This is a genomic window from Halorussus salinisoli (assembly GCA_005239435.1).
In the GTDB taxonomy this organism is placed as follows: Archaea; Halobacteriota; Halobacteria; order Halobacteriales; family Haladaptataceae; genus Halorussus; species Halorussus salinisoli.
In genome coordinates, this window is sequence record SZNP01000006.1 from 121,384 (window position 1) to 145,543 (window position 24,160).

Annotated in this window: 24 protein-coding genes; 13 read left to right on the forward strand and 11 right to left on the reverse strand. The window is 67.0% G+C overall.

Annotation, left to right across the window (positions count from 1 at the left end; translation table 11 throughout):
* The first annotated feature begins 110 nt into the window (after positions 1-110).
* Positions 111-1,217: a GNAT family N-acetyltransferase gene (locus E2484_RS17475; protein WP_137286472.1), complete on the forward strand. Its 1,107-nt coding sequence runs from the start codon at positions 111-113 to the stop codon at positions 1,215-1,217.
* 326 nt (positions 1,218-1,543) lie between these two features.
* A complete protein-coding gene (locus E2484_RS17480; RefSeq protein WP_137286473.1) occupies positions 1,544-1,948 on the forward strand; it encodes a hypothetical protein in 405 nt (134 codons plus the stop codon).
* Here the strand turns inward: E2484_RS17480 and E2484_RS17485 are convergent.
* Positions 1,945-2,793 carry an RNA ligase family protein gene (locus E2484_RS17485; protein WP_137286474.1) on the reverse strand — a complete coding sequence of 283 codons (849 nt, stop codon included), beginning with the start codon at positions 2,791-2,793 and terminating at the stop codon, positions 1,945-1,947. The two genes, E2484_RS17480 and E2484_RS17485, sit on opposite strands and share 4 nt — an antisense overlap.
* 372 nt (positions 2,794-3,165) lie before the next feature.
* Between E2484_RS17485 and E2484_RS25145 the strand changes: the two genes are divergently transcribed.
* Entirely contained in the window at positions 3,166-3,312 is a 147-nt protein-coding gene (locus tag E2484_RS25145) for a hypothetical protein (RefSeq protein WP_170977402.1), read from the forward strand.
* Positions 3,313-3,316: 4 nt separating this feature from the next.
* Here the strand turns inward: E2484_RS25145 and E2484_RS17490 are convergent, their stop codons facing one another.
* Together E2484_RS17490 and E2484_RS17495 are read right to left on the reverse strand one after the other, a co-directional pair.
* Positions 3,317-5,494, reverse strand: coding sequence for a CHAT domain-containing protein (locus E2484_RS17490; protein ID WP_137286475.1), 2,178 nt, complete (start codon positions 5,492-5,494; stop codon positions 3,317-3,319).
* Between the two features lie 76 nt (positions 5,495-5,570).
* Positions 5,571-6,344, reverse strand: coding sequence for a DUF7504 family protein (locus tag E2484_RS17495; RefSeq protein ID WP_137286476.1), 774 nt, complete (start codon positions 6,342-6,344; stop codon positions 5,571-5,573).
* A gap of 162 nt (positions 6,345-6,506) precedes the next feature.
* Between E2484_RS17495 and E2484_RS17500 the strand changes: the two genes are divergently transcribed.
* On the forward strand, positions 6,507-7,979 hold the full coding sequence (locus E2484_RS17500; protein WP_137286477.1) for an aldehyde dehydrogenase family protein: 1,473 nt from the start codon (positions 6,507-6,509) through the stop codon (positions 7,977-7,979).
* 721 nt (positions 7,980-8,700) lie between these two features.
* Entirely contained in the window at positions 8,701-9,444 is a 744-nt protein-coding gene (locus E2484_RS17505) for a hypothetical protein (protein ID WP_137286478.1), read from the forward strand.
* Positions 9,445-9,471: 27 nt separating this feature from the next.
* Here the strand turns inward: E2484_RS17505 and E2484_RS17510 are convergent, their stop codons facing one another.
* The 3 genes from E2484_RS17510 to E2484_RS17520 are packed head-to-tail and all read right to left on the reverse strand — an operon-like array spanning position 9,472 to position 13,060.
* The gene (locus E2484_RS17510) at positions 9,472-10,293 is read right to left on the reverse strand and encodes an ABC transporter permease (RefSeq protein WP_137286479.1); all 822 of its coding nucleotides are present in this window, start codon (positions 10,291-10,293) and stop codon (positions 9,472-9,474) included.
* Positions 10,290-11,138 carry an ABC transporter ATP-binding protein gene (locus E2484_RS17515; protein ID WP_137286480.1) on the reverse strand — a complete coding sequence of 283 codons (849 nt, stop codon included), beginning with the start codon at positions 11,136-11,138 and terminating at the stop codon, positions 10,290-10,292. Before E2484_RS17515 ends, E2484_RS17510 begins: the two co-directional genes overlap by 4 nt.
* Positions 11,135-13,060: a NosD domain-containing protein gene (locus tag E2484_RS17520; RefSeq protein WP_137286481.1), complete on the reverse strand. Its 1,926-nt coding sequence runs from the start codon at positions 13,058-13,060 to the stop codon at positions 11,135-11,137. The genes E2484_RS17515 and E2484_RS17520 overlap by 4 nt, the downstream gene beginning before the upstream one ends.
* A 142-nt stretch (positions 13,061-13,202) precedes the next feature.
* On the opposite strand from E2484_RS17520, the gene E2484_RS17525 reads away from it, so the two are divergent.
* Positions 13,203-13,853 carry a nitrous oxide reductase accessory protein NosL gene (locus E2484_RS17525; RefSeq protein ID WP_137286482.1) on the forward strand — a complete coding sequence of 217 codons (651 nt, stop codon included), beginning with the start codon at positions 13,203-13,205 and terminating at the stop codon, positions 13,851-13,853.
* A 10-nt stretch (positions 13,854-13,863) separates the two neighbouring features.
* Here E2484_RS17525 and E2484_RS17530 read toward each other — a convergent pair whose 3' ends face one another.
* Positions 13,864-14,559 (reverse strand): SOUL family heme-binding protein, encoded by a 696-nt coding sequence (locus tag E2484_RS17530; protein ID WP_137286483.1) that lies wholly within the window; start codon positions 14,557-14,559, stop codon positions 13,864-13,866.
* Between the two features lie 142 nt (positions 14,560-14,701).
* On the opposite strand from E2484_RS17530, the gene E2484_RS17535 reads away from it, so the two are divergent.
* The 3 genes from E2484_RS17535 to E2484_RS17545 all read left to right on the forward strand — a co-directional run bounded on the left by E2484_RS17535 (position 14,702) and on the right by E2484_RS17545 (position 16,271).
* A complete protein-coding gene (locus tag E2484_RS17535; RefSeq protein WP_137286484.1) occupies positions 14,702-15,100 on the forward strand; it encodes a 30S ribosomal protein S6e in 399 nt (132 codons plus the stop codon).
* A gap of 57 nt (positions 15,101-15,157) precedes the next feature.
* Positions 15,158-15,598, forward strand: a complete 441-nt coding sequence (locus E2484_RS17540; protein ID WP_137286485.1) for a DUF7112 family protein — start codon at positions 15,158-15,160, stop codon at positions 15,596-15,598.
* Positions 15,599-15,815: 217 nt separating this feature from the next.
* Complete coding sequence (locus tag E2484_RS17545; protein ID WP_137286486.1) at positions 15,816-16,271, forward strand: universal stress protein; 456 nt, start codon at positions 15,816-15,818, stop codon at positions 16,269-16,271.
* A 21-nt stretch (positions 16,272-16,292) separates the two neighbouring features.
* On the opposite strand, the gene E2484_RS17550 is transcribed toward E2484_RS17545, so the two are convergent.
* Together E2484_RS17550 and E2484_RS17555 are read right to left on the reverse strand one after the other, a co-directional pair.
* Positions 16,293-16,814: a GNAT family N-acetyltransferase gene (locus E2484_RS17550; protein WP_137286487.1), complete on the reverse strand. Its 522-nt coding sequence runs from the start codon at positions 16,812-16,814 to the stop codon at positions 16,293-16,295.
* Positions 16,811-17,179: a universal stress protein gene (locus E2484_RS17555; protein WP_137286488.1), complete on the reverse strand. Its 369-nt coding sequence runs from the start codon at positions 17,177-17,179 to the stop codon at positions 16,811-16,813. The genes E2484_RS17550 and E2484_RS17555 overlap by 4 nt, the downstream gene beginning before the upstream one ends.
* Before the next feature lie 97 nt (positions 17,180-17,276).
* Here E2484_RS17555 and E2484_RS17560 point away from each other — a divergent pair, with 97 nt between their 5' ends.
* The gene (locus tag E2484_RS17560) at positions 17,277-18,170 is read left to right on the forward strand and encodes a DUF5806 family protein (protein ID WP_170977403.1); all 894 of its coding nucleotides are present in this window, start codon (positions 17,277-17,279) and stop codon (positions 18,168-18,170) included.
* 84 nt (positions 18,171-18,254) lie between these two features.
* Here the strand turns inward: E2484_RS17560 and E2484_RS17565 are convergent, their stop codons facing one another.
* On the reverse strand, positions 18,255-18,878 hold the full coding sequence (locus tag E2484_RS17565) for a DUF7529 family protein (RefSeq protein WP_321112703.1): 624 nt from the start codon (positions 18,876-18,878) through the stop codon (positions 18,255-18,257).
* A gap of 110 nt (positions 18,879-18,988) precedes the next feature.
* Complete coding sequence (locus tag E2484_RS17570) at positions 18,989-19,993, reverse strand: AI-2E family transporter (protein WP_137286489.1); 1,005 nt, start codon at positions 19,991-19,993, stop codon at positions 18,989-18,991.
* Positions 19,994-20,115: 122 nt separating this feature from the next.
* Between E2484_RS17570 and E2484_RS17575 the strand changes: the two genes are divergently transcribed.
* From E2484_RS17575 to E2484_RS17585, 3 genes are read left to right on the forward strand one after another with little or no spacing between them, the layout of a single operon-like run.
* Positions 20,116-21,258 carry a thiamine ABC transporter substrate-binding protein gene (locus E2484_RS17575; protein ID WP_137286490.1) on the forward strand — a complete coding sequence of 381 codons (1,143 nt, stop codon included), beginning with the start codon at positions 20,116-20,118 and terminating at the stop codon, positions 21,256-21,258.
* 7 nt (positions 21,259-21,265) lie between these two features.
* Complete coding sequence (locus E2484_RS17580) at positions 21,266-23,083, forward strand: ABC transporter permease (protein WP_137286491.1); 1,818 nt, start codon at positions 21,266-21,268, stop codon at positions 23,081-23,083.
* Complete coding sequence (locus tag E2484_RS17585) at positions 23,080-24,159, forward strand: ABC transporter ATP-binding protein (protein WP_137286492.1); 1,080 nt, start codon at positions 23,080-23,082, stop codon at positions 24,157-24,159. The genes E2484_RS17580 and E2484_RS17585 overlap by 4 nt, the downstream gene beginning before the upstream one ends.
* The last annotated feature ends 1 nt before the right edge of the window (position 24,160 follow it).

A 24,160-nucleotide genomic window follows, 5' to 3' on the forward strand; every position in this document is an offset into this window, starting at 1 on the left:
CTCGCTGTGCGCGGCGACGGTCGGACGGAACGCCCGCGAGACCGCGACGAGTCGAGGGACCGTCCGCAGTACGGCGGCGAACTGCGGGACCCGACGCGGGAGGGAATTCCGTGAGTGAAACCTACACCGTGCGTCCCTACGAATCGACCGACGAACGGGCGTTCCTCTCGCTGTTCGAGCAGGTGTTGGGCGGGCGAATGGGCGAGGAGTGGTTCGACTGGAAGTACCGGTCGAACCCGTACGTCGACCACGTCCCGATATTCCTGGCCGAGACCGACGACGAGGTGGTCGGCGCGCGAGCGTTCTTCCCGCTCGAACTCCGGGCCGACGGTGCCGAGTACCTCGCTTTTCAGCCGTGCGACACCATGGTAGCCCCCGACCACCAGCGACGGGGATTGTTCACGCGAATGACGGAGGCCGCCGTCGACCGCTACGCCGACGACGTGGACTGCTTCTTCAACTTCCCGAACGACCTCTCGCTCCCCGGGAATCTCAAACTCGGGTGGGAGATCGTCGGCGAACAGGCGACCTACTACCGGGTGCAGAACCCGGCCGCGTGGCTGTCGGACGCCGTTCCGCTGGAATCCGCGGGCAGACTCGCGGAACCGTTGAAGTCCGCAGGAGGATTCGCGGCCCGGTCGTATCTGTCGGTTCGGGACTGGCAGGCGTCGTCGGCCGGCGAGTTCGCGCGTCGGTGGCACGACGGCGTACCGCCGGAACTCCTCGCGTCGCTCGCGGACGCCGGGACACCGCGTCGATTCCACGTCGCCCGCGACGAGACGTTCTACCGCTGGCGGTTCGACAACCCCCGGTGGACGTACGAAACGGTCGTCGCGCGCGACGACGGACCCGCCGCGGCCATCGTCGTCGCCTCTCGAACTCGCCGAGACGGGGCGACCCTCGCCCGACTCGCCGACGTGGTTCCGCTCGTTGGCGGTGCCGACAGAGAGCGCGCGCTGTCCGCGCTCCTGCCGGCGGTCCTCCGGAGACACGCCGACGCGGACGTGATACTCGCCCCCGGGGACAGTCTGCCCTCGTCGCTGCTGTCGGCACACGGCTTCCACAGCGACCGCCGCCCGCCGCTCTCGTGGGTCGCCTCGCCGACGGTGCAAGTCGCCCGACCGGTCGAGGAGCAGGGCGACTGGACGCTTCGAGACCGGGCGCTCACCGACCACCGGAACTGGCGACTCGCGCTCTGCGAACGCGACGGCGGGTGAGCGCAGGTCACGAGTAACGTGGCGGGGAGCGCCGGTCAGAACAGCCCCGAAATCGACCCGTCGGCGTCCACGTCCATGTCGGTGGCGGCCGAGGACCCGTACGGTTCGACGACTTCGGTGATTGGTCGGAGGTCGACTGACTGTGCAATCTCGTAGTCGGGGGGTATCGACCCCTCTCAGTCCTCGGGCGTGCTCATGAGCGAAGATACGTCGAATCGACTCATGAAGTAGTGAGCCGATTTTTAGTTCCCGAGAACTGCGCTTCGAGGCGCGTCTCCGGCGGCCGAATCCTCAAACCCCCGCGGCCCGTAGCACCACGCGACCGAATGGCCCGGACCCTCGAACTTCCGAACGGAGAGACCGTCACGCCCGACGACGTGTTCCTCTACAACGGCTACCCGTATCGCATCGAGTTCCCGAACGACGAGGCGTCCGCTGGCGAAGACGGCGAGGCGTCCGCGGACGATACCGCCGAGTACGAGTTCTGGCTCTCGCCGCTCTACTGGGGCGGCGGCGAGATGGACATCCCGTTCCGTGGACGAGAGGCGCTGGTCGAACAGTGGGGTCCCGAATCCCGGGGCGCCCTGACCGCCGAGGAGTGGGAGCAGTGGTTGCGAGAGGCCCGCCACGACGACCGATTCGACGACGAGGAACTCGACGCGCTGGCCCGCGAACTACCGACTTCCGGCGGCGGTCTCGTCGCGCGACTTCGGCGGGCGCTCGGGTTCTAGGCGTCCGATCGCACGCCGTCGAGGAGTTCCTGCGTCCGGGCCGCGACCTCCGAGCGGAACGCTCCCACGTCGATGGACCGGTCGTCGTGGAACAGTCGATGGTGTTCCTCGCGCACGACGGCCTCGACTACGCGGTCGTAGACGGCGTCGAACGTGACCGGATGCTCGCGGTCTTCGAGGTTGCGGACGACTTTCTCGACGCAGTGGCGGGTGGCGTACTTCCGCGCGAGTTCGTCGGCGGGCGCTTCGACCGGCACGGCGTCGTCCGCCTCTCGAAAGTCGGGGTGGAGAATCGCCGCTCGCTGGCCGGTCTTGTTCCGGACGACGACGCCCTCGGCGGGACCGTCGTACCACGCCGAGTCGGGAATCTCGTAGGACGCGGGGTCGAAATCGACGGCCCGGACCTCCTTCTGGAGGGTGTTGACCGATTGGAGACCGAGGCGGTCGTAAATCTGTTCGACGGCGTCGGGTGGCAGAAATCGCTCCTCGCCGGCCTCCCACACGTCGAACCCGAGAAACGAGGGGGTCCGGTCCCAGTCGTAGTCGATGGCGTGGCGGTGCATCGCCTCGCCGAAGAAGACGACCGATTCCACGTCCTCGACCGAGTTCCGGAGCGCCTCCCGGTCGAATCGCTCGCGGACGTGCCGGACCGCGTGGTGGTAGGGTTCGGGTATCTCGTCGGCGTCGTACGTCCGACTCCGGTCACCGAACTGGAGCGCGCCCGACTCGCGGAGTCGGAAGCGGAAGTTGGCCCCGTCGAGTTTCTCCTGAATCCAGAGGTGGCCGGAGTCGAACAGGGCTGACGGGGCGTTTTCGGCGCGGGGGACGGACGGGAACTGCTTCATGGGAGACGAGTTGTCGGCGAGCGGAAGTAAGGGTTTGGCAGGGCGACTCGTATACGTGCAGAAGTGTCTAAGCAACGTATTGATTTTCTAGAGCTTGTTTCGTATTAGTCCGTACCGTCGCGGTTCCGGCGGACGGACGACGAGACGCTACAGCACGGTATCGACGCTGGCGTTACCGATACCGACGCTGGCGAGAACGTTCTCCGTGGCTTCGGACGAGACCCTTCCCCGGCGTCCCGTATCCTCGGGCGCGTCCGTCTACCGGCGAACGACGACTGCATCCGGTAGGCTTTCTCTTACCTGTAGATGGAAACTCGAAGGACGGGTCGTCGTTCGTTGTATCTCGAAGAAGTGAAACAGAGGAGTAGGGAAGTGGGCGAGAGAATGTCCGGGTTCCGGAACAGCGTGGTGGAGGCCATCGCCGACAGACCGAAACTGGTGAAGGCCGCGTGGCTACTGACACTCCTCCTCGTCGAAGTCGGAAACGTCGTCGCCGACGGCGGGTCAAGCGGACCGTAACGAGCTACGAGTCGTTCACCCACTCGCGGCCCAACACCAGGTCCCCGCCGATTATAAGCGGCGTGTGAGGCATGTCGGCGAGTACCTCCTTCGTCCGTTCGCGCTCGGACAACACCTCGTGAGGCCCCGTCGAGAGAAACTGCGGGCCGTCTTCGAGATACGATTTCGAGACGCTCCCTATCGGATGGTCTCGCGTCGGGTAGCCGCGGATGGTCAGCGACATCCGGTCGGCGCTCTCGTCTTCGACGACGTAGGTGAGCGGAATAACGTCGTCGCTCTGTGCGAGCGTCAGGCCGGGGTCTCCCAGCGAGATGTAGTGGGTCCCGACGACGGTGTGCTTCCGGGCGATTGCCAGCGCGCTCCCGACGCTGAAGCCGTTGTGAACCAGTTTTGCGAGCGTCTCTCCGAACTCGACCGCGGTGCGGTTGCCGACGTTCTCCAGACTCACGATGCCGCCGCGACTTCCGGCGTCTATCAGCGCGATACCCTGGTCGTGCGACCGGCAGGCGTTGAGGACGAACGCCTCGATCTCCACCCCGTCCAACGTTTCGGCGTCGAAAACCCCGTCGGGGCACTCGAACCCTCGGCCGTCGATGTGACCGATGTAGTGGAACAGGTCGGTCGGCGTCTGCAACAGCGTCCGGAGTTCTGACGTCGACACGTCGAAGTGGACGTCCAGGTCGAAGTCGAACGTCTCGCGTTTGGCGTACACCTCGGCGACCGCGTCCCACTCCTCGCGCATCTCGTCGTCGTTGCAGACCACCGTGACGTCGATGAGGTCCTCGCTCGTGTCGGACGTCTCGTTCCGGAACGCCTGGGGCAGGACTTTGGTTCCGCGTATCGGCGTGCCGTCGCCGACCCACGCGAGTTCGTGTGCGTCTACGTCGGGCATGTCGACGTACTCCTCGACGGGGGGTACGCCTCGTCGTCGGTCGGTTTCGAGGGTCCAGTCGATCTGGTCCACCCAGTCGGTCTCGTCGGTCCACCCCGTGCCGCCAGCCTCGTCGGGACGTCGCGTGGCCCCCCTATCGGACGGAGTGGCCCGCTTGAAGTCGTCGATGGCGCTTTGGGTCTCGCGCATCTCGTCGGTCTCCTCGTAGGTCGGTTGCGGCGGCGTCCGCAGAATCGAGAGGTCGTTGACCAGATGCGGGAGCGTCTCGACGTTTTCGGGGTCCGGCCGGACGTAGGCGATTCGGTGCCACGCCGGCATCGCGTCGGCCAGCGTCGAGTAGGGTATCGAGAAGTACGCCGACAACTGCTCGTCGAGCGGCATCCCGTACAGGTCGGCGAAGTCGAGGTCCACGAGCGATTCGAGTCGGTTCCGGTCGGCCAACTCGACGGAGTAGTGTCCCTCGGTCCGGGTGGCGCAGTCGAGGAAGAACGCCTGTTCGAGCGTCCGAACCACCCCGTCTTCGACCCCGGCCCAGTCTTCTACCCCGGCCCCGTCGTCGAAGCGGCGCTCGAATCCGCCGACGGTCAGTCGCGGCGTCTCGCCGGGCACGACTTCCGCGCCGAAGTAGTAGGCCAGCGGCGCGACAGCGTAGACGGCCTCGTGTTCCGGAGGCACCGCGACCGTGACGCCGGTCTCGGGCGCGTCGAGTCCGTCGGGAATCGAGAGTTCGTCACCGCGTTCGATGAGGGGCGGATGGCCCCGCAGCGTCGGCCACGACCGCTCGCAGGTCGTCGTCTCCAGCGCCGACCCGAACGTCGAGACGGCCGCCATCGCGTCCACCGGGTCGTCGGTGGTCGTGACCGTCCCCGCCGGAGTCTCGGAGAACGACCGCGCACCGACCGCCACCGTGGTCTCCCTGTCGAACTCGATGCGCATCGAGTCCGTCTCGGACTCGACGCGAACGCCCGCCTCGACGTGGAGATAGAGTTTGACCGGTACGTTGAGTTCGATCAGATACTCGTCCGGCGGGAACTCGGCCGACTCGTCGTGGGCGAGTTCCGAGAGGATGTCGCCGTCGGCGTCCCAGACGTACGTCAGCACCGCATAGGGGAAGGTGAGTGCGCTCGTCACGACGGTGCAAGCAGAGCTGACGGGGAACCGAAACGAGTCGGGGTCGGCGGGCGTCGGTTCGACGGCGCTCGGCGTCGAGAGCGTGAACCTGCGGGTCTCGATGGGGTCTACGACCTCGAATCCGGTGGCGTCGTCGAACGTGTCGAACCTCGGCACCATCTCCGTCCTCCGTCGAAACGACTGCTATCGAAGCGTGACGGTCACACTACAAAACATCTGTGCCACGCGTCACTTCTCAGAGCGGAATCCACGGCATCGTCGTGTCGGAGTTCGGAAGGTGCCAGCGCTCTTCGGCGTGGTGTGACCGAGTTCCGGTGTTCGACTGGTTCGACTCGCCAGCGTCGGCGCGAGTCTCTTCGGGCACGGTCCGGAGTTCGACCACGGCGTCGAACTCGGAGACGAGACGCTGACAGTACTCACTGTCGTACGGTCGCGGCAGGACGTAGTGAGCCATGGCGTCGCAGTCGTGGACGCGTTCGCCGACCGTCCGGAGGAATCGGCGAACGACCTCGAACTCGTAGTGGTCGAGCAAGGGCGCGAGCGAATCGACCGTCACGCGAATCTCCGCGGGTCGATAGCTCTGCGAGCAGAACTCCCTGATCGCCTCGTCGAGTTCGGTTCGGAGTCCGGCGAGATTCGCGTCGCCGACGGACACCTCCGGGACGGCCGCGACGGGCGTGTCTGCGAGGTCAGTTATCGGCCGCGGCGGGAGGGCGTGGTTGACTACCTTCGTCGTCTTCGAGAGCGGCCGAGGCGTATCCGACGCCGCCGGAAGGCGGTCGTAGACGCTCTCGGGACTCGCGTCGGTCAGCGCGAAAACCCGCCATCGCCGGGCCGCCGAATCGCCGAGCATGCCCTCGCTCGTGCGGGTGAACACCTCACGCGGCGCGTCACCGACGACGAGCAGGTTACAGCCCTCGGTCTTGAGTTGCCGGAGTTTCATTCGAAAAACCGCGAGACCGTCGTCGGGCGGCTCGTCACGTTCGTTTCTGAAATCATACTTGCTCATTTAAAGCGAGGCTTTATCGTCGGCGGTTATAAATTTTCGTCACCAGGCCGCGGTAGTCTGGATTAAACACAATACTCTGCGGTGAGAGGCTCTCCGGGCGCTGACGCGACCGCCACGCCGCCACCCAATCGTGTTTTCCCGCTCGAACTCCTACGGACGAGCGTGACTGACAGAAGCTTTACCACCGACGGCGATTGGGACGCGCTGTACGTAGACGGCGACTGGGTCGAAGCGAGTAGCGACGAGACCATCGCGGTCGAGAACCCGGCGACGCGCGAGCAGATCGCCGAAGTCCCGGCCGCGACCGAGGCGGACGTGGACCGGGCCTACGAGGCGGCCGCCGAGGCCCAGGCGTCGTGGAGCGACCGGTCGGCCGACGAGCGCGCCGCGGTCATCGAAGACGCCATCGGCCTGCTCGACGACCACCGCGACGACATCCTCGAACTGCTGGCGGTCGAGTCCGGCAGCGCCAACGCGAAGGCGTTCGCGGAGTGGCAGACCGCACAGGGGATGTGCCACCACGCTACCGGTCTCGCGGGGAAGATGGACACCGAAACGTCGGACTCGATGATTCCCGGCAAGGAGAACGAGGTCCAGCGCGTGCCCGAGGGCGTCGTCGGCGTCATCTCGCCGTGGAACTTCCCGTTCAACCTCTCGATGCGGGCGGTCGCGCCCGCGCTGGCGACGGGCAACGCCGTGGTCCTCAAACCGGCCTCCTCGACGCCCATCACGGGCGGCCTGCTCATCGCGCGCCTCTTCGAGGAGGCGGGGCTGCCCGAGGGCGTCCTGAACGTCGTGACGGGCCACGGTTCGGACGTGGGCGACCGGATGGCGTCGCACCCGGAACTCGACGTGATGGCGTTCACCGGTTCGACCGAAGTCGGCAAGCAGGTCGCCGCGTCGGCCGCGGAGAACCTCGCGCTCCCGGCGATGGAACTCGGCGGCAACAACCCCTTCGTCGTCACCGAGGACGCCGACGTGGACGCCGCGGTCGATAGCGCCGTCTTCGGGTCGTTCCTCCACCAGGGCCAGATCTGCATCTCCATCAACCGCCATCTGGTACACGAGAGCCTGTACGACGAGTACGTCGAGAAACTCGCCGAGCGCGCCGAGGGACTCCCCATCGGCGACCCCCGGGAGCGCGAGAACGTCGTCGGTCCCGTCATCGACGAGGGCCAGCGCGACCAGATTCTCGAATACGTCGAGCGGACCGTCGAGCAGGGTGCGACCCTCGAAGCGGGCGGCGACCACGAGGACCTCTACGTCGAACCCACGGTCCTCTCGGACGCCACGAACGACATGGCCGCGGCCTGCAACGAGCACTTCGGCCCGGTCGCGCCCGTGATTCCGTTCTCTGACGAGGACGAAGCGGTCGAACTCGGCAACGACACCGAACACGGTCTCGCGGCCGCGATTCACACGGGCGACCTCGACCGCGGGCACGACCTCGCCGAGTCCATCGAGGCGGGCATGGTCCACATCAACGACCAACCGGTCAACGAGGAGCCAGCCATCCCGTTCGGCGGGATGAAGCAGTCGGGCATGGGTCGGTACGACGGTGACGAGATTCTGAACGAACTCACCCAGACGAAGTGGATTTCGACGCAGACCGAGAAGCGCGACTATCCCTTCTAAAGGACCTTTTTATTGCGAGAGCAGTCGCCGTCGGCGACTGCTCTCGCTAAAAAGCTCCACCAAAAAGCCGTCGTCACCCCCTCAGCCCCGCGCCGTCGGCGCGAGGCTTCGAGGGTTCCTCGGCCCGCTCGCTCACTCGCTCCGCTCGTTCGCTCGCGGTAAGTCGCTGGTGCGCACCGTACCGCAAACCGCTACCGCAAACACTCGGAGTTCACCTCGGCGCGCGCTGGCGCGGTCGCAGCGCGACCGCGCCAACCGCGCGAGGTCTGCGCGAGCGAACGCGAGTGCAGACTCGGCAGACGCCGTTTGTCTGCCGGTGCCTGCGGGAACGGACGTGACCGCAGGTTCGGAGGACGTTGTTTGTCCTCCGGTGTCTTCGGGAGCGAAGTGACGGAAGGCTCGTCGGAGTGTGCCTCTGACGGTGGACGAGCGACCGAAGTGAGCGAGGCGGGGGCGGCGTGAGGCTGTCGCGGTGCGGTCGCGATGCCGTGCGGTACTCCTTGGCTCGAGCAGTAGCTACCTCCACTCGATTTCACACCTAAACAGTAGCTATCTGTAGCCCGAGGTCTACTGTCTAAGCCAGTATAACACATCTCTAACGTGTACAAATACACGCTAGAGAAATGTATTCATATACGAAAGAAGTACGTACCTATCTCTATTCGGGACCATAGTCGCGCATCTTCAAGTTGAAATAGCCCGGCCGAACACACTCCCGGTAATGAACTACGAATCGGAGTCGTTCACCGTCGCGGTCAAGGAGAGCGCGCGAGACGCCAACGAGGCGGCGCGGCGAGTCGCGCGCACGGAGGGCGACCGTCTCGAATTCGGCTCCGAGGCGGCCGCCCATCGACGCGCCAGAGACCTCTCCGACGGCGGGGAGACTCCGGTGAAGGTCCAGCGAGCGGCACCGCAGGACCCCACCGACGTGGACGGCTACCTCGTGGCGTGGCCCGAGCGTCGGACCCAGAACCCCGACGGGACGCCCACCGAGGGGTTGACGTTCGACACCGAGGCCAACCAGTACGGCGCGCTCGGGGAGGCCGTCGTCTGCACGCCCGAGGTGAACCCGCCGCTCCTGACCCACTTCGCCCGAGTCGATACCGACCTCCCCGAGCGCGAGGACGGGGACCTCCGCGTCGAACTCGACACCGACCCCGACCCGGTGACGGTCCGGTCGGGCCGACGGTGGGAACCCGACTGCCGCGCGGTGGTCCGACTGGGTCCCGACCGGCCGGTCCTGACCGAGTACTGGTGCGAGGTCAAGACCGGCGACGGGTCGTTCGAGCGGAGCCAGCGCGAGGCGATGCGGGCGAAAGCCCGCGAAGCGACCGTCCTCAAGATTCGCGTGGAGTTGGACGACCTCCCGGACAGTTACACCGCGTGGGTCCGGACGGTCGAACCCGACGACGAGACCGCAGAGCGAGAGTACCGCGTCAACAGCCAACTCGGCGATTTCTCGTAGCCCGGAAGCCGACAGGTCCTCGACGACTCATCGACCGTCGCCCGACCACACCGAGACCACCGCGACTGCGAGCGAACCGACGAGCCACAGGAGTAGACCGAGCAGACCCACCACGGGCGAGGCGGCGGGCGCACCCGACTCGACGCCGCCGACTACCGTCTCCAGTACGAGGCCTCGAAAGGCGCTGTTCGGACTCAGCGCGAGGACCAGTTCGAGCGCGCCCTCGGGGACGACGCCGCCAGCGAGTCCGGCGACGATGCCCGCGTCGAACCCGACGACGAGCGCCACCCCGAGCGCCACCGCGACGACGAGACCCGCCCGCGTCGTTCCGGCGGTCGTCGAGACTGCCATCGCCGCGCCCATCAGGACCAGCGTGAACACCGCGGTGAGGACGACGAACCGGAGGTAGAGGAGCGGCGAGTCCATCGCGGCGTGGGAGGCGATGACGGTGGTCCCGACGCCACCGAACAGGGGCACCAGCAGGGCGACCCCGAGGAGCGGAACGAGGACCGCGACCAGCAAGGCGGCCGCCCGTCCGAGATAGACGCCGACGACGAACGTCGAACGCGAGACCGGGAGGGTCCGGAGTACGTCGAGTTCGCCGCGCTCCTCGTCGCCGAGAACCGCCCGGTAGCCGAACGCGAGCGCCAGGGCGGGCACCAGTACCTCGACGGGCGTGAGCAGGTCGAGAACGAGCGGAACGTAGCCGACCGCGCCAGCGGTCCACGCCAGCACCGCGACGACCGCGGCGAATCCCCCGGCGAGCGCGAGGAACGCTCGCGTCCGGACGACCGTGGTCAGTTCCCGGCCCACGACGGCGAACAGTCGGACGAACGACCGGCGGTTCACTCCGCGTCACCTCCCTGCGTCCGCACGCTGACCGACGGAGCGTCAGGCGTCCCCTCCTCGTCCACACCGGCCTCGCGGCCCGTGAGCGCGAGGAACGCCTCTCGGAACGTGTCGGCGTCGGTGCGTGTCACGAAGTCGGCGGGCGACCCCTCCGCCACCACGTCGCCGTGGTCGAGGAGCAGTACCGCGTCGGCCTCCTCGGCCCCCGAGAGGTTGTGCGTCGCCAACAGGACCGCCATCCCGTCGTCGGCGAGGTCCCGAACGACGTCGAAGACGTACTCGGTCATCCGGGGGTCCAAGTCGCCGGTCGGTTCGTCGAGAACGACCAGCGGCGGGTCGCCCAGAATCGCCTGTCCCACGCCGAGTAGTCTGATCATTCCGCCAGAGAGGGCGTTTACCCGGCGGTCACTCGCCTCCGAGAGACCGACGCGTCCGACGATGGCCGACACGTCCACCTCGCGGTCAAGCAGGTCGGCGTAGAACCGGAGGGTCTCCTCGACGGTGAACGCCGGTCGAAATCGGGGGCTCTGCGGGAGGTAGCCCACCCGACGGCCGGTCTCTCCCCCGGCAGTCAGGTTCACGCGCCCCTCGTCCGGTTCCAGAAGCCCGAGGAGCGCTCGCAGGAGCGTCGTCTTCCCCGACCCGTTCGGTCCGACGAGTGCCGTGACCGTTCCGGCCTCGACCGAGAAGCTCAGGTCAGAGAACACGTTCACGTCGTCGAACGAGTGGCCGAGACCTTCGACTTCGAGAACGTTCGTTCGCTCGTCCGATGCACTCGGTTCGAGCGAGTCACCCGACGCGCCCGACTCGTCGCTCTGCTGTTCGGTGGAAGTTCGGTGTGTCATCGTCCTCTCGTCTGGTTCGCGTCGGTCACGTTGGCGACGACCGCCGGACGAACCGGGTCGGCCAGCGGTGCCTCGTCCACGACGCCCGTGGGCCGAAGTCCGGGGACGACGCCCTGAAGCGCCCGGAGAGCGGTCAACACGGGAGACTCGGCCAGCGTCGTCGCTCCGGACACGTCGTCCACGCGGCTATCGACCGGGCCGCTCGGTTGGAACGGTCGCTCTATCACGCCGTCGCCGTCGGTGTCGCCGCCGGGGGCGTCGTTCCAGTAGTTCCCCCGACCCTCGGCGGTCCAGACCCTGAGCGGGCCGAGAGACGCCGAGACGTACCGGTCGTTGTCCACGAAGTCGTTCGACACGACTCGGTTCGTCGGGATGAGCGACGAGGCTCGGAGGCCCACGTCGTTGTTGGCGACGACGTTGCGCTCGTAGATGGTGGTCTGTGAGGGCGATTCGATACCGTAGTGGTTGTTCACGACTACGTTTCCGGCGACGTAGGACGCCCGGCCGCCGACGTTGACGCCCGAATAGCTGTCTCGAACCTCGTTGCCGACGACGAGATTTCCGGTCGGGCGCGTCATCACGACCACGCCCATGCCGGTCCCCGTCGCGGTGTTGTTCGCCACGAGGGCGTCCGAGGTGTACATCTCGTGGACGCCGAACCGCATCTCGTCCCGGCCGACCATCCGGTTGTCCCGGACGACTAATCCGTCGGCGAGGTGGGTGTAGACGCCGTCTCTCCCCCCGGCGAACGTCGAGTCTTGGACGACGACGCGCGAACGCATCACCATGACGCCCATGAAGCCGTCCTGCCAGTCGTCGCTCCCGTTCACACGCACGTCGTCTACGACCGCGTTCGGACTCCACCGGACGACGACGCCGTTCGACGGGGTGTCGATGGAGACGTTTCGGACCAGCGACCCGTTGGCCGAGTCGAACGTGACCCCCGCGTCACCGTACCCGTAGCCGAGTTGGACGCGGTAGTCCCACTGGTCGGCCCGGTCCGTCGAGACGTTCTCGGCCGAGAGCGTCCCGCCGACGCCGGTAATCCGGAGGTCCGTGACTGCCACCCGGGGAGCAGTCGCCGTCACCACGGTCCCGTTGCCGTCACCCCGGAGGCGCGTCGCGTTTCCGGCACCGCGGAGCGTCAGGGGCTTGTCGATGGTGAGGTTCGCGTCGTAACTGCCGGGCGGGACGCGGACGGTGGTGTTCGGCGGCGCGGCCGCCACCGCTCGCGCGAGCGTCTCGGCGTCCTCGCCGACCACGACCGAGACCGGTCTGTCGAGCAGGCCCCCGGCGTCGGCGACTCGCCGGTGGGCCCACTGGTGTTGGCCGCGAACCTCGCTCTCGAACGCCTCGCGGGTCGCGGCCTCGGTGTCGAACGACGTCGCGCGAATCGCGTCCCAGCCACGGACTTCGCCGCCGTGGGCCACAGCGAACTTCTCGGCGGCCGACCGCGAGGAGAAGGGGACGATGGCCTCGCCTGCCGGGGTTCGCGCTCGACTGCCGACCACGAAGTAGGCCTCCTCGGCGGCCACCCATCCGACGTAGGTCGAGGGGGTGTCCGGAACCCGGAGGTAGTCGTCGTCGCCGACTTCTAACTGTGCGTCGGCGTAGTCGCTGACGTAGACCGCGTGTGGGACGCCGAACTGGCGGGCGTGGCCCTCGCGGCCGAGTTCGTCGACCAGCGAGGTGATGCCGTGGTAGCCCACGACGTAGCGATACTGGGAGTAGAACACCTCCGCTCTCGGAATCTCGACGCCGCGCTCGCGGGCCTCAACCGTCGCGGCGGCCGTCATCCCCATGCCGATGGTGTCGTCGAAGGGGACCGGATCGGGGCGGCACGCGCCCACGTCCACCGCGAACGCGGTGCTACTCACGACCAGGAAGGCGAACAGGACCGCGAGGACGTGTTTCGAATTCATCTCGTAACGTGTCACCAGCTATCCGCGGGGGCGGGTGCGTCTGACGACCGTAGGCACGGCATACCCTTACCCCCTTCTCCCGGTTTCAGTTTCCGGGAACCGGGCGAGGAGGTATGATGGGTCCCGACGAAGTGTACGTAACATGTGTTCCCCGGACCGAGAGTCCGCTCTTCTGGGCGACGACGCCGAGCGTCGTCGCTGCACGCACGACCACCACCGAGACGCGACCGACGGGCGCAGGCGTTCGGTCCTCCGGGCGGGCGCGCTCGGGGTCGCGGCGTCACTCGCGGGATGTCTCGGCGGATTGACTGGCGACGACGGCGACGTACCGGACCCGATTTCGGTCGCTGGCGGCCTCGACTGCGACGCGTGCGGGATGGTCGTCGAGAAGCATCCAGGTCCGAACGGCCAGATTTTCTACGACGGCGACAGTCCCGAGGGCCACGACAATCCGGCGCGTTTCGACTCGCTGAAGCAGTGTTTCTTCCCCTACAAACTCGAACGCGAGGGGATGGGTTGGAACCTCGACGCAGGCTACGTCACCGACTACTCGTCGGTGGACTACGACGTTTCGACCCAGGGCGGCACCACGACCATCTCCTCGCACACCGAACCGGAGTCGTTCGCTCGCGCCACGGACCTCCAGTACGTCGTGGACAGCGAAGTCGAGGGCGCGATGGGACCCGACTTCGTTCCCTTCTCGACGCAGGGTGACGCCGAGTCGTTCGCCGACGAGTACGGCGGCGAAGTCGTCGCCTACGGCGACATCGACGAGGGCATCGTCGGGAAGTAGAACCGCGTTCTCAGCGCTCGTTCTCGTCGCCGACCTCCACGGCGACCTCGTTCCGGCGCATGAACGGCGGCGTCCACGGGTCGTCGTACCGGAGGACCACCGGGCGTCCGTGCGGTTCGGCGTCGCGGGCTTCGAGGGCGTCCCGTAGCTCCCGGAGATTCCGCTCGACGCGGTCCTCGGTCGCGTACCACGAGAACCGCCGGACCGCGAGTTCACGCGGCGGTTCGACCACGAGTCGGACTCGGGGGTCGGTCGGCGTCGGCGCTGTCCCGGGCGTGTACTCGGCCGGGAGGTAGAACGCCATGGTGACGCCGGCGTCCTGCGCGCCGGACCCGGCCGTCGTCCGGACCGGTGCGGTCATCGACACGCTCTCGCCGTCGGCCAGCGCGGTCCGGACCGGTGCGGTCATCGACGCGTCGGTTCCAGCCGCGTCGGTCGCCACGGGCGCGGTCATCGATAGCTCCTCGTCGGTCGCGTTCTCGCCGGAGATGTACCGGAAGAGCCGACCGAAGGCGGTGCGCTGGTCGTCGGCCGTCGTCTCCACGAGGACGGTCCGGGGGTACCGCCGGAGTTCCACGCCGTCGAACGTCTCGATAGTTTCGGCGGACACGCGCTCGGTCGTGCGGTCGACGTAGATGCCCCATCCGACCCACGCCGCGAGCAGTCCGCCAGCGCCCGCGACCAGTGTCTTGGTTCTATCGCGCATGGAGCGAGGACGACGCGAACGGTCAAAAGTTCACTTGCGCCGAGTTCGGACCGACTAGCGTTTCCACACGAAGCGACTGGCCCGGGGCGTCGGCCCGTGGCACTTCGACGTATTTTTAGGGTGCGTCCCCTTTCTCACCCGTATGGCAGACTTTCAGGTCGTCGTCGCGGATCCCGAATCCGGGACGACCTACCAGCGCGACGTAGACGGACAAGACGCGAACCGATTCCTCGGCAAGTCCATCGGCGAGGAAGCGGACGGCGGCGCAGTCGGTCTCGACGGCTACACGGTCGAGATCACCGGCGGCTCCGACGACGCCGGTCGCCCGATGCGCGGCGATGTCTCCGGACCGAACCTCAAGGAGGTCCTGCTCGACGGCGGCACGGGCTACAAGCCCTCGCGCGACGGCGAGCGCAAGCGCGTGACCGTGCGCGGCGGAGAGGTCAGCGACGCGACGGCCCAACTCAACGTCAAAATCAGCGAGCGCGGCGACGAGTCGGTCGAGGACCTCCTCGGCGACGGCGGCGAGGACGAAGAGTAGCGCTCCCGACCACAGCAGTTTTCTCTCTCACGCTCCTACCGTCGCCCAGCACTCGCTATGGCCGACCGAATCTCCAGCGACCACTCTTCGTTGACGACCGTCCGTGCGACGCTCACGCGAAGCGGCGGACTCGACCGCCCCAAAATCGAGATTCCGCCGGCGGACGCCGACCGGTTTCCGGACGGCGAACTCGTCCGCGTCGTCGCAGACGACACCGAGTACCGCGCCCGCATCGAATCGCCGCTGACCGACGACGGCCGCGAGATTCGCGGCCTCTACGAGACGCCCTCGCTCGCGCGCAACCCCGGCGACGCCGAGAACCACCTCTCGTCGTGGGTCGACGGAACCGGCATCGAGTTCGACCAGTCGGTCCTCGTGGACGTCATCGAGGCGGGATTCAAGTACGGCCTGCGCGAACCCGGCGAGCGAGCCTTCTACGAGGCCACTGAGTCGCCCGACGACAGCCTGACGAACATCGCTCAGCAACTCGACGAGTGAGCCGAAAGGAAGAGATATAATTTCTAGATGTAGGAAAATATTTTATAACATATAATTTTGTTTCTCGTACCTCGTCGGTGGGCCTCTACCCTTCGGCGCGGCCTCTCCCGTTCGGGCGAGAGCGAACTCCCGCCGAACCCTACGAGAGCGACCGCGCGTCGCGGGCGTTCCAGCGACGAAGCGAGGATTTTTGCCGGGGGGCCTCACACGTACGCACATGACCGAGCCGCCGCTCGAAGTTGATACCGTCCTCGTTCCGGTCGATGGGAGCGACGAGTCGGTCGAAGCCGTCGAGTACGCCGCCGTCATCGCCGAGCAGTACGGCGCTTCGGTCCACGCGATGTACGTTCTCGGCGAGGAACTCGTCCGTGGCATCGAAAGCGGTGCGGTCCCCGAAGAGGACGTACTCTCGGAGACCGAGACGTTCATGGACGAGGTTCGGGACCTCGCGGCCGACTACGGCGTGACCCTCTCGACCTCGAACGCCTACGGCTTCTCGACCACCAGAAAGACCCAGCACCCCGGAAGCGCGGTCCTCGACACCGCGGAGGACATCGACGCCGACTTCCTCGTGATTCCGCGCGAACCCCTCAGCGGGGAGCCCGGCGAAGTATTGGAGAAGGCCGCCGAGTACGTGCTGTTGTACGCGAGCCAGCCCGTGCTGTCGGTGTGAGGTCACACCGACTCGTCCGACTCAGAGCCGCAACACCATCTCCAACTCGAAGCTCTCGGTGCCGTGGGTCTCGAAGCCCACCGACTCGTAGAGGTTCACGGCGGCGTGGTTCCAGCGTTCGACCGTCAGCCAGACCTTCTCGACGCCTTTCTCCTGTCCGTGACCCAACAGCGTCCGGATGAGTTCCGAGCCGATACCGGCGCGCTGGTAGTCCTGGTGGACGAAGATAGCGAGTTCGTAGGCGTCCTCGTCGGGGACCAGCGTGGCGTGGCCGACCGCCCGGTCGTCGTGCCACGCGACCACGTTCAGGCCGTCCAGCAGGTTCTCGAACCAGTCGCGGACCCGCGACTCGGTGGCTGGCGGGATGCCCTGCGCGCGGTCGGCGGGTTCGAAGTCGGTGTACATCTCCACGATGGCCTCGAACTCCTCGTCGTCGTAGGGTCGAATCTCTATCTCCCGTCCCTCCTTGTCGGTGAACGACAGCGGCGGGGTCGGGAACGACCCGGCCTCCTCGTCCGGGTAACTACGCTCGCTTCGACTCATCGGACTAGTTTGACGCTGACCGGGGAGTTCAGGAGGACGAACTCCGCGATGTGGCCCAGTTTTATCTTCCCCATCGGACTGCGCTGGCCGCCGCCGAGGACGATCTGGTCGAACCCCTCGCGCTCGGCGAGGTCCACGAGTCGGCTTCCGGGGTCGCCCGAGAGGTGTCGGACCTCGGCCGCGAACTCCGCGGTTTCGAGCGCCTCGAACACCCGCGACTCGATGTCGCTGGTCTCGCGGTCGCTCTCGGGGTTTTCGAGGATAGCTACCGTGAGGTCGTCGCCCGCGGCCGTCGCGCGTTCGATGGACCGTTCGAGCGCGCGAAGCGAGTCGTCGCTTCCGCCGATTCCGAGCAGGACGTTCATACCTCCCCCAACCGCCGCCTCCGACAAAACTATTGTGTAGCCGCCACGACTACTACCAGACGATACGCTTTTCCACCTCCCACCGCTACCCCGATTCATGGCAGACGACCCATCGCGTCCGCCCGAGAACGACAATCAGGACGCCGAACAGTCCGCCGACGTGACCTCGGAATCCGACGACGAACCCGCTTTCGACGCTCCGTCCGATATCGACCGAGCCGGAGACGCAGATGCCTCAGGCGACGCCGACGAGGAGCACGTCGAAGAGGACGACGTGGCGACCGACGACGACGTAGCCACTGACGACGTGACGGCTGGCGAGGACGACGTAGTGGCCGACGAAGCCGACGGAGCGACCGACGAGGAGTCGGCAGTCGAGAACGAGGACCCTACCGACGAGCGCGGAGACGCCACCGACGAGCGCGAGGACGTTCCGGCGGACGTGCAGAAGTACGAGCGGTTCACCAAGATGGACGGCGCGCAGTACGACCGAGTCAACGAGTTCCTGCGCGACCGGACGTACATCACCGCCCGCGAGTGGGCCATCGCCCGACTCTGCGCCGACTTCCGGACCGAGACCGGCGTCGAGATGACGAAAATCGGCGAGAACCTGCCCGAACTCGTCCCCTTCATGACCGACACCTACACCCCGCAGGCGGTCAATCAGGCCCGGAGTTCCTTCGAGAACAAGGTCCGACAGGCGGGCGCGACCTTCCTCTACGGTGCGATGTCGGGCTTCTTCACGGCCGAGGAGCTAGACGACATGATGTACGAAGTGACCGAGGTGGCCAAGTTCCTGCTCGAAGTCGAGGGCGTGGACCTCTCGGTCGACGAGGAGTTGGAGGCCGAGGACCGCATCTCGGGCGTGATGCGCGAGGTTCGGTCGGCCAGCGAGCAGTTGCGCCACGGCGAAATGGAGTGTCCCAACTGCGGCCACGAGATGGAAGCCTCGGAGGCCGAGACGGTCGATACCGCCGAGGGCGACGACTGACGCGGGTTCGGTCGCGCCACTTCTCTTCCTCGTACGCTTCGCTCCCGGCGACGAACTCGGCAACGGCCAGCGACGAATCGACGCTCAGTCGGCGTCCTCGTCGCCCTCGTCGGACGGCGGCCCGAAGTTCTCCGGTTCCTCGTGGGTGAACTCTATCTGCTCGTCGGTCAGCGTCCGGACGTAGGTTCGCATCTCTCCGGCGCTCCGGGCGGCTTTCAGCATCGCTTGAGCGTTCTGGGCGTCGTAGTAGGCGGGGTAGAGGACGGCGATTTCGCGGTCGCGGTCCTCCATGGCGACCACGAACAGCACCAGTCTGTCGGCCATCGCTCGGAACACCTCGTAGGCGTCGAACGAGGCCTCGTCCTCTAGCAGGGCTTCGAGTTGCTCGAACTCGTCGTTCGGTGCCAGCACGTCGAGACCGAATCGCTCGTCGCCGTCGCCGGGCACGAGGACGGTCACGTCGCCGGGGTGGAGTTGGAGGGTGTCCCACCCGTCGGCCTCGTACTCGCCGGCAGTCGCCTCCATGTCGGCGATGATGTCGTCCCAGAACTCCGCCGCCCGGAGGTGCGTGCCGGGGATTTCCCCCGCCTGCTCGAACGCGGCGGCCGGGTCCTCCTCGGCCATCTCTTCGAGTTCCGCTTCGTCTACGTCGTCCGGAATCGTCTCGTCGTCCACCAACTCGTCGCGCTCCTCGGCGTCCTCGCTCATGGTTTCGAACGCGACTTTCCGGGGTAAAAGTCTTGGTACTCGGGTTCACGGAGACGTTTGGAAGCGCGGAAGTCGTCGGTGAGAGCGGTTCGGGGTCGTATCCGCGTCTCTCACCCCGCGTTCTCGCTCCCGTACCCGTTCACCTCGGCCGCCAGCATCTCCGTCGCCTCCACGAGGAGCGCGACGACCAGCGGCCCGGCGATGAACCCGATCGGCCCGACGCTGAGCAGGCCGCCCGTGAAGCCGACGAAGTAGAGGCTCCCCGGCAGGTGGGCCGTCTCGCGGGCCAATCGCGTCCGGATGACCGCGTCCGGGAGCCAACCGACGACGACGCCGCCCACGACGAAGACCAGCACCGCGCCGACGACTTCGTTCGCGGTCAGCCGATACGCCGCCAGCAGGGCGACCAGAAACGACGGGCCGACGATGGGGAGAAACTGGAGGAAGCCAGCCACGAGAGCGAGCGTGAGGAAGAACTGGTAGTCGAGCAGGTAGAAGACGGGGAGCGCGACGAGGAAGGTGGCCGCCGCCGTGGCGGCCTGCAGGACGTAGATGGCGAACAGCGTCTCCCGGGTGCGCTCGTGGAACGCGGACGCGACGTCCCGATAGGCGTGGGGAATCGGTGCGAGCAGGGCGTGACGGGCCTCCCGTCGCCGAATCAGTAGCGCGAACACCAACAGCGCGAACAGCGTCCCCTTGAGGGCCAGCACCGGTGCGAGTCGGGCCAGCGACAGCGCGATGGAACCGAGATACTCGCGGGCGACTTCCGTCAGGGCTCCGGCGTCGATGGTGTAGGCCGTGCCGAGGAGTTCGAACGTCACGCTCTCGGGGAGGTCGAGCAGGAAACCCACCAACTCGCTCCGCCGTCGATAGACGAGGAAGCCGAACGAGAGGAAAAAGAGGAGGACGCTGACGAACGCCACGGTCGTCGCGGCGGCGCTGGCCCACCACGACGGCATCCCGCGCCGGACGAATCGCTCGTGAAGCGGCACGAGGACGTACGCCACCGTGACCGCGAAGAAGACGGTACCGAGAACGTCGAACAGCACTGCGGCCGCGAGCAGACCGACCAGTGTCAACAGACCTGCCAGCACCCACTGTCGCCGTGCGGACATACCCGTCAATCGAACGCCCGTGTCAAAACCTTTCGGCTCGCCCGCGACGACACCGAGTATCGTTCGCACACTCCCAGTTCAGATGACGCCAATTAAGTATCACTGGGTACAACAACCGAGTAATGAGACGACGAGACTTTCTGAAACACGGCACGACCGCGACGCTCATCGGTCTCGCTGGCTGTACCGGTGGCGAGAGTGGACGAGAGACGACCACCGGCGGGGAGACGGAGACGACGACCGAAGGGACCGCCGCCGCCGAGACCACGACCGAAGAGAGCCTCAGCGGAACGCTGAAGGTCGCCACGTACAGTTCGTTCGTGGACGCGCCGAGTTCCTCGCCCGGCCCGTGGGTGAAAGAGGAGTTCGAGAAGCGCCACCCCGACGTGACCGTCGAGTGGCAGACGCCCGAGAACGAACTCAACTACTACATCCAGCGCGCCTCGCAGGGCGTGGACATCGACACCGACGTCTACGTCGGTCTCAACGTGGACCACCTCATCCGCATCGACGAGAAACTCGGCGAGACGCAGTTGTTCACGCGGACGGCCGACGAACTCTCGAACTACGGCCACGTCGAGGACGGTCTCAAGTTCGACCCCGAGAGCCGCGCGATTCCCTACGACACGGGCTACATCAGCCTCGTCTACGACGAGAACGAGATCGAGCAGGCCCCGGAAACCTTCGACGACCTGCTGGCCGACCGGTACGCGGGCGACCTCATCGTCCAGAACGCCAAGACCGCCGCCACGGGCCGGGCGTTCCTGCTGTGGACCATCTACAACCGCGGCGAAGACCAGTATCTCGACTACTGGAAGAAGTTGAAGAACAACGACGTGAAGATTCTCGGGTCGTGGAGCGACGCCTACACTGCCTACGAGAACGGCGAGGCTCCGATGGTGGTCTCCTACTCGACCGACCAGGTGTACGCCAACCGCCAGGACAAGGACATGAGCAAGCATCAGGTCGGCTTCCTCGACGGGCAGGGCTACGCCAACCCCGAGGGGATGGCGAAGTTCGCCAATACCGACGTCCCCGAACTCGCCGAGGCGTTCATGGACTTCCTGCTCTCGAAGCAGGCCCAGCAGAAGATCGCCCAACTCAACGTCCAGTTCCCCGCGACCGACTGGGCACCCCTCAGCGAGGAGTTCGAGAAGTACGCCAAGATACCGGAGAACCCGGTCACGTTCACCTACGAGGAACTACAGGGCAACGTCGACTCGTGGGTGGACTCGTGGGCGCGAGAGATAGCCGGCGGCAGATAGCCCACTCGTGACCCGACCCGAGGGGAACCGAGGTGACGCGACCCGACGGGAAGCGGCCCGGCCTCGAACGACGACCCAGTGGCTCGAACGCCACGCCATCTCGGTCCTCGGAGTCGCAACTGCGCTCGTCCTCGCGGTCGTCTTCTACTACCCCGTCCTCACGGTGTTCGCCGACGTGGTCCGGGTCGGCGGCGAGTGGACGCTCGACGTCGTCGTCACCGTCCTCACCGACCCCTTCTACTTCGGCGCGCTCGCCCCGGTGTTCGCCGGGGAGTTCGGCGCAGTCGCCGAGGTCGCCGCCGACCAGCCACTCGGCCTGTTCGGGTTCACCGCGTACCAGGCCTTCCTCTCGACGGTCGCCAGCGTCCTGCTCGGCCTTCCGGGGGCGTACGTCCTGTCGCGCTACGAGTTCCCCGGCAGACGGACGATTCGCTCGCTGACCATCCTCCCGTTCGTGATGCCCTCCATCATGGTCGCCATCGGCTTCGTCGCCTTCTTCGGCTCTCGCGGCCCCCTGAACGACCTACTCGCGATTCTCGGTCTGGGTCCCGCCAACCTCCTGTTCACGCTCGAAGCCATCGTCGTGGCCCACGCCTTCTACAACGCGCCCTTGGTCGTTCGGGTCACCACCGCGGCGTGGGAGAGCGTGGACGCCCGGATGGTCGAGACCGCCCGGTCGCTCGGCGCGAACCCGTGGTACGCCTTCCGCGACGTGCTTGCTCCGCAACTCCTCCCGGCGGTTCTGACGGGCGCGCTCCTCACCTTCGTCTTCACGTTCATGTCGTTCCCCATCGTCCTCGCCCTGGGTGGGTTTCAACTCGCCACGGTCGAGGTGTGGGTCTACTCGCTGGTGCAGGAACTGGAGTACGCCGAGGCCGCGACCCTCGCGGTGGCCGAGACCGCCGTCTCGCTCGCGCTGACCTACGCCTACCTCCGGTACGAGGCCCGCCAGTCCGGCGGCGGTCGGGCCGCGAACCCGCCGCCTCGAAAACGACTCTTCCCCCAGTCGCCCTCTCCGGGCGCCGCACTCGAACGCGCGGGCGTCCTCGCCTACGCGCTCGTGGTCGCCGTGGTCTTCGTCGGTCCGATAGCGACCATGGTCGCCGAGAGCGTGACCGGTCCCTCCGGGTTCACGCTCCAGTACTACGAATTCCTCGTCCAGCGACAGGCCGAAGGGGCCTCCTTCCAGACGAAACCCGGCGTCGCGATCCGGAACTCCGTCCTGTTCGGGGTCGCTACCTTGCTGGTCGCGCTCCCGATGGGCGTGACCGTCTCGGTTCTGACTACGCGGGGTGGCCGTGGGACGCGACTCGCCGACGCCGCGGCGATGGCCCCGCTCGCGGTCAGCGGCGTCGTCGTCGGTCTCGGAATGCTCCGGGGTCTCGTCTTCGGCGTCGAACTGTTCGGCCACCGCGTGCAAGTGACCGGACCAGTCGCCATCACCGCCGCCCACGCCGTCGCGGCCTACCCCTTCGTCGTCCGGAACGTCGCGCCACTGCTCTCGGGCGTGGACCGCTCGGTCGTGGAGTCGGCCCGGGCCCTGGGCGCGACTCGGGTCCGCGCGCTCCTCGACGTGGAACTCCCCCTCGTGGCGTCGGGGGTCGCCGCCGGGGCCGCGTTCGCCTTCGCCATCAGCATCGGCGAGTTCGATTCGACGGTGATTTTGGCGACCGGGAGCACCAGTTACACCATGCCAGTCGCCGTCGAGCGATACATCGGCAACCGCACTCTCGGCCCGGCCACCGCGATGGGGACGGTCCTGCTGGTCGTGACCAGCCTCAGCTTCGTGGTCGTGGACCGACTCGGGGGGAGGTGGGAGGCGTGACGAGTCTCCGCCTGCGAGGAGTCTCCAAATCGTTCGACGGCGTGACGGCCCTCCGCGACGTGAGCCTCGACGTGGCCGACGGGGAGTTCTTCACGCTGGTCGGTCCCTCGGGGTGCGGGAAGACCACGACCCTGCGAGCAATCGCGGGCTTCGAATCGCCGGACTCGGGGCAGGTTCGATTCGGCGACCGCGAGATGGCGGGCGTGCCGCCGGAGGACCGCGACGTGGGCATCGTCTTCCAGAACTACGCGCTGTTCTCGCACATGACGGTCGGCGAGAACGTCGCCTACGGCCTCCGGTTCCGGGAGACGCCCGGCGGTCAGTCGAAGGCAGCGCGCGTGGCCGACCTCCTCGAACTCGTGGACCTGCCGGGGTTCGAGGACAGGAATCCGGACGAACTCTCGGGCGGCCAGCGCCAACGCGTCGCGCTGGCGCGGGCGCTCGCGCCCGGCCCGGACGTGCTGCTGCTCGACGAACCCATGAGCGCGCTCGACGCCCGACTCCGGCAGGACCTCAGGACGCAGGTCAAGCGAATCCAGTCCGATCTCGGAATCACGACGGTCTACGTCACCCACGACCAGGAGGAGGCTCTCGCCGTCTCGGACCGAGTGGCCGTCATGAACGACGGCCGGGTCGAACAGGTCGGCAGGCCCGAGGACGTGTATCGCCGGCCGAACACCCGGTTCGTCGCGGAGTTCCTCGGCGAGAACAACGTCTTCGCGGGCGAGGTGGACGGGCGCGGGGGCGACGACTCCGGAGCGACGGTCCGGGTCGGCGGTGCGACCTTCCGCCTCCCGGGCCTCGACGCGCCCGAGGGAAGCGAGGTCGTCTTCTGCGTCCGCCCGGAGCACCTGACCCGAGACGCGGGCGAGAACGGCTTCGAGGCGAGCGTGGAGACGGTCGAGTTCCTCGGCGAGTCGTTCCGCGTCCACCTCGACTGGGCGGGCAGTAGCGTGACCCTGCGAGCGCCCGAGCGCCCCGCGGAGGACACCCTGCTGGTCGGCTTCGACCCCGAAGACGCCCACGTCGTCTCGGCTAGCGGAAGTGGGCGAGCGGTCGTCGAAGAACGGTCGTGAA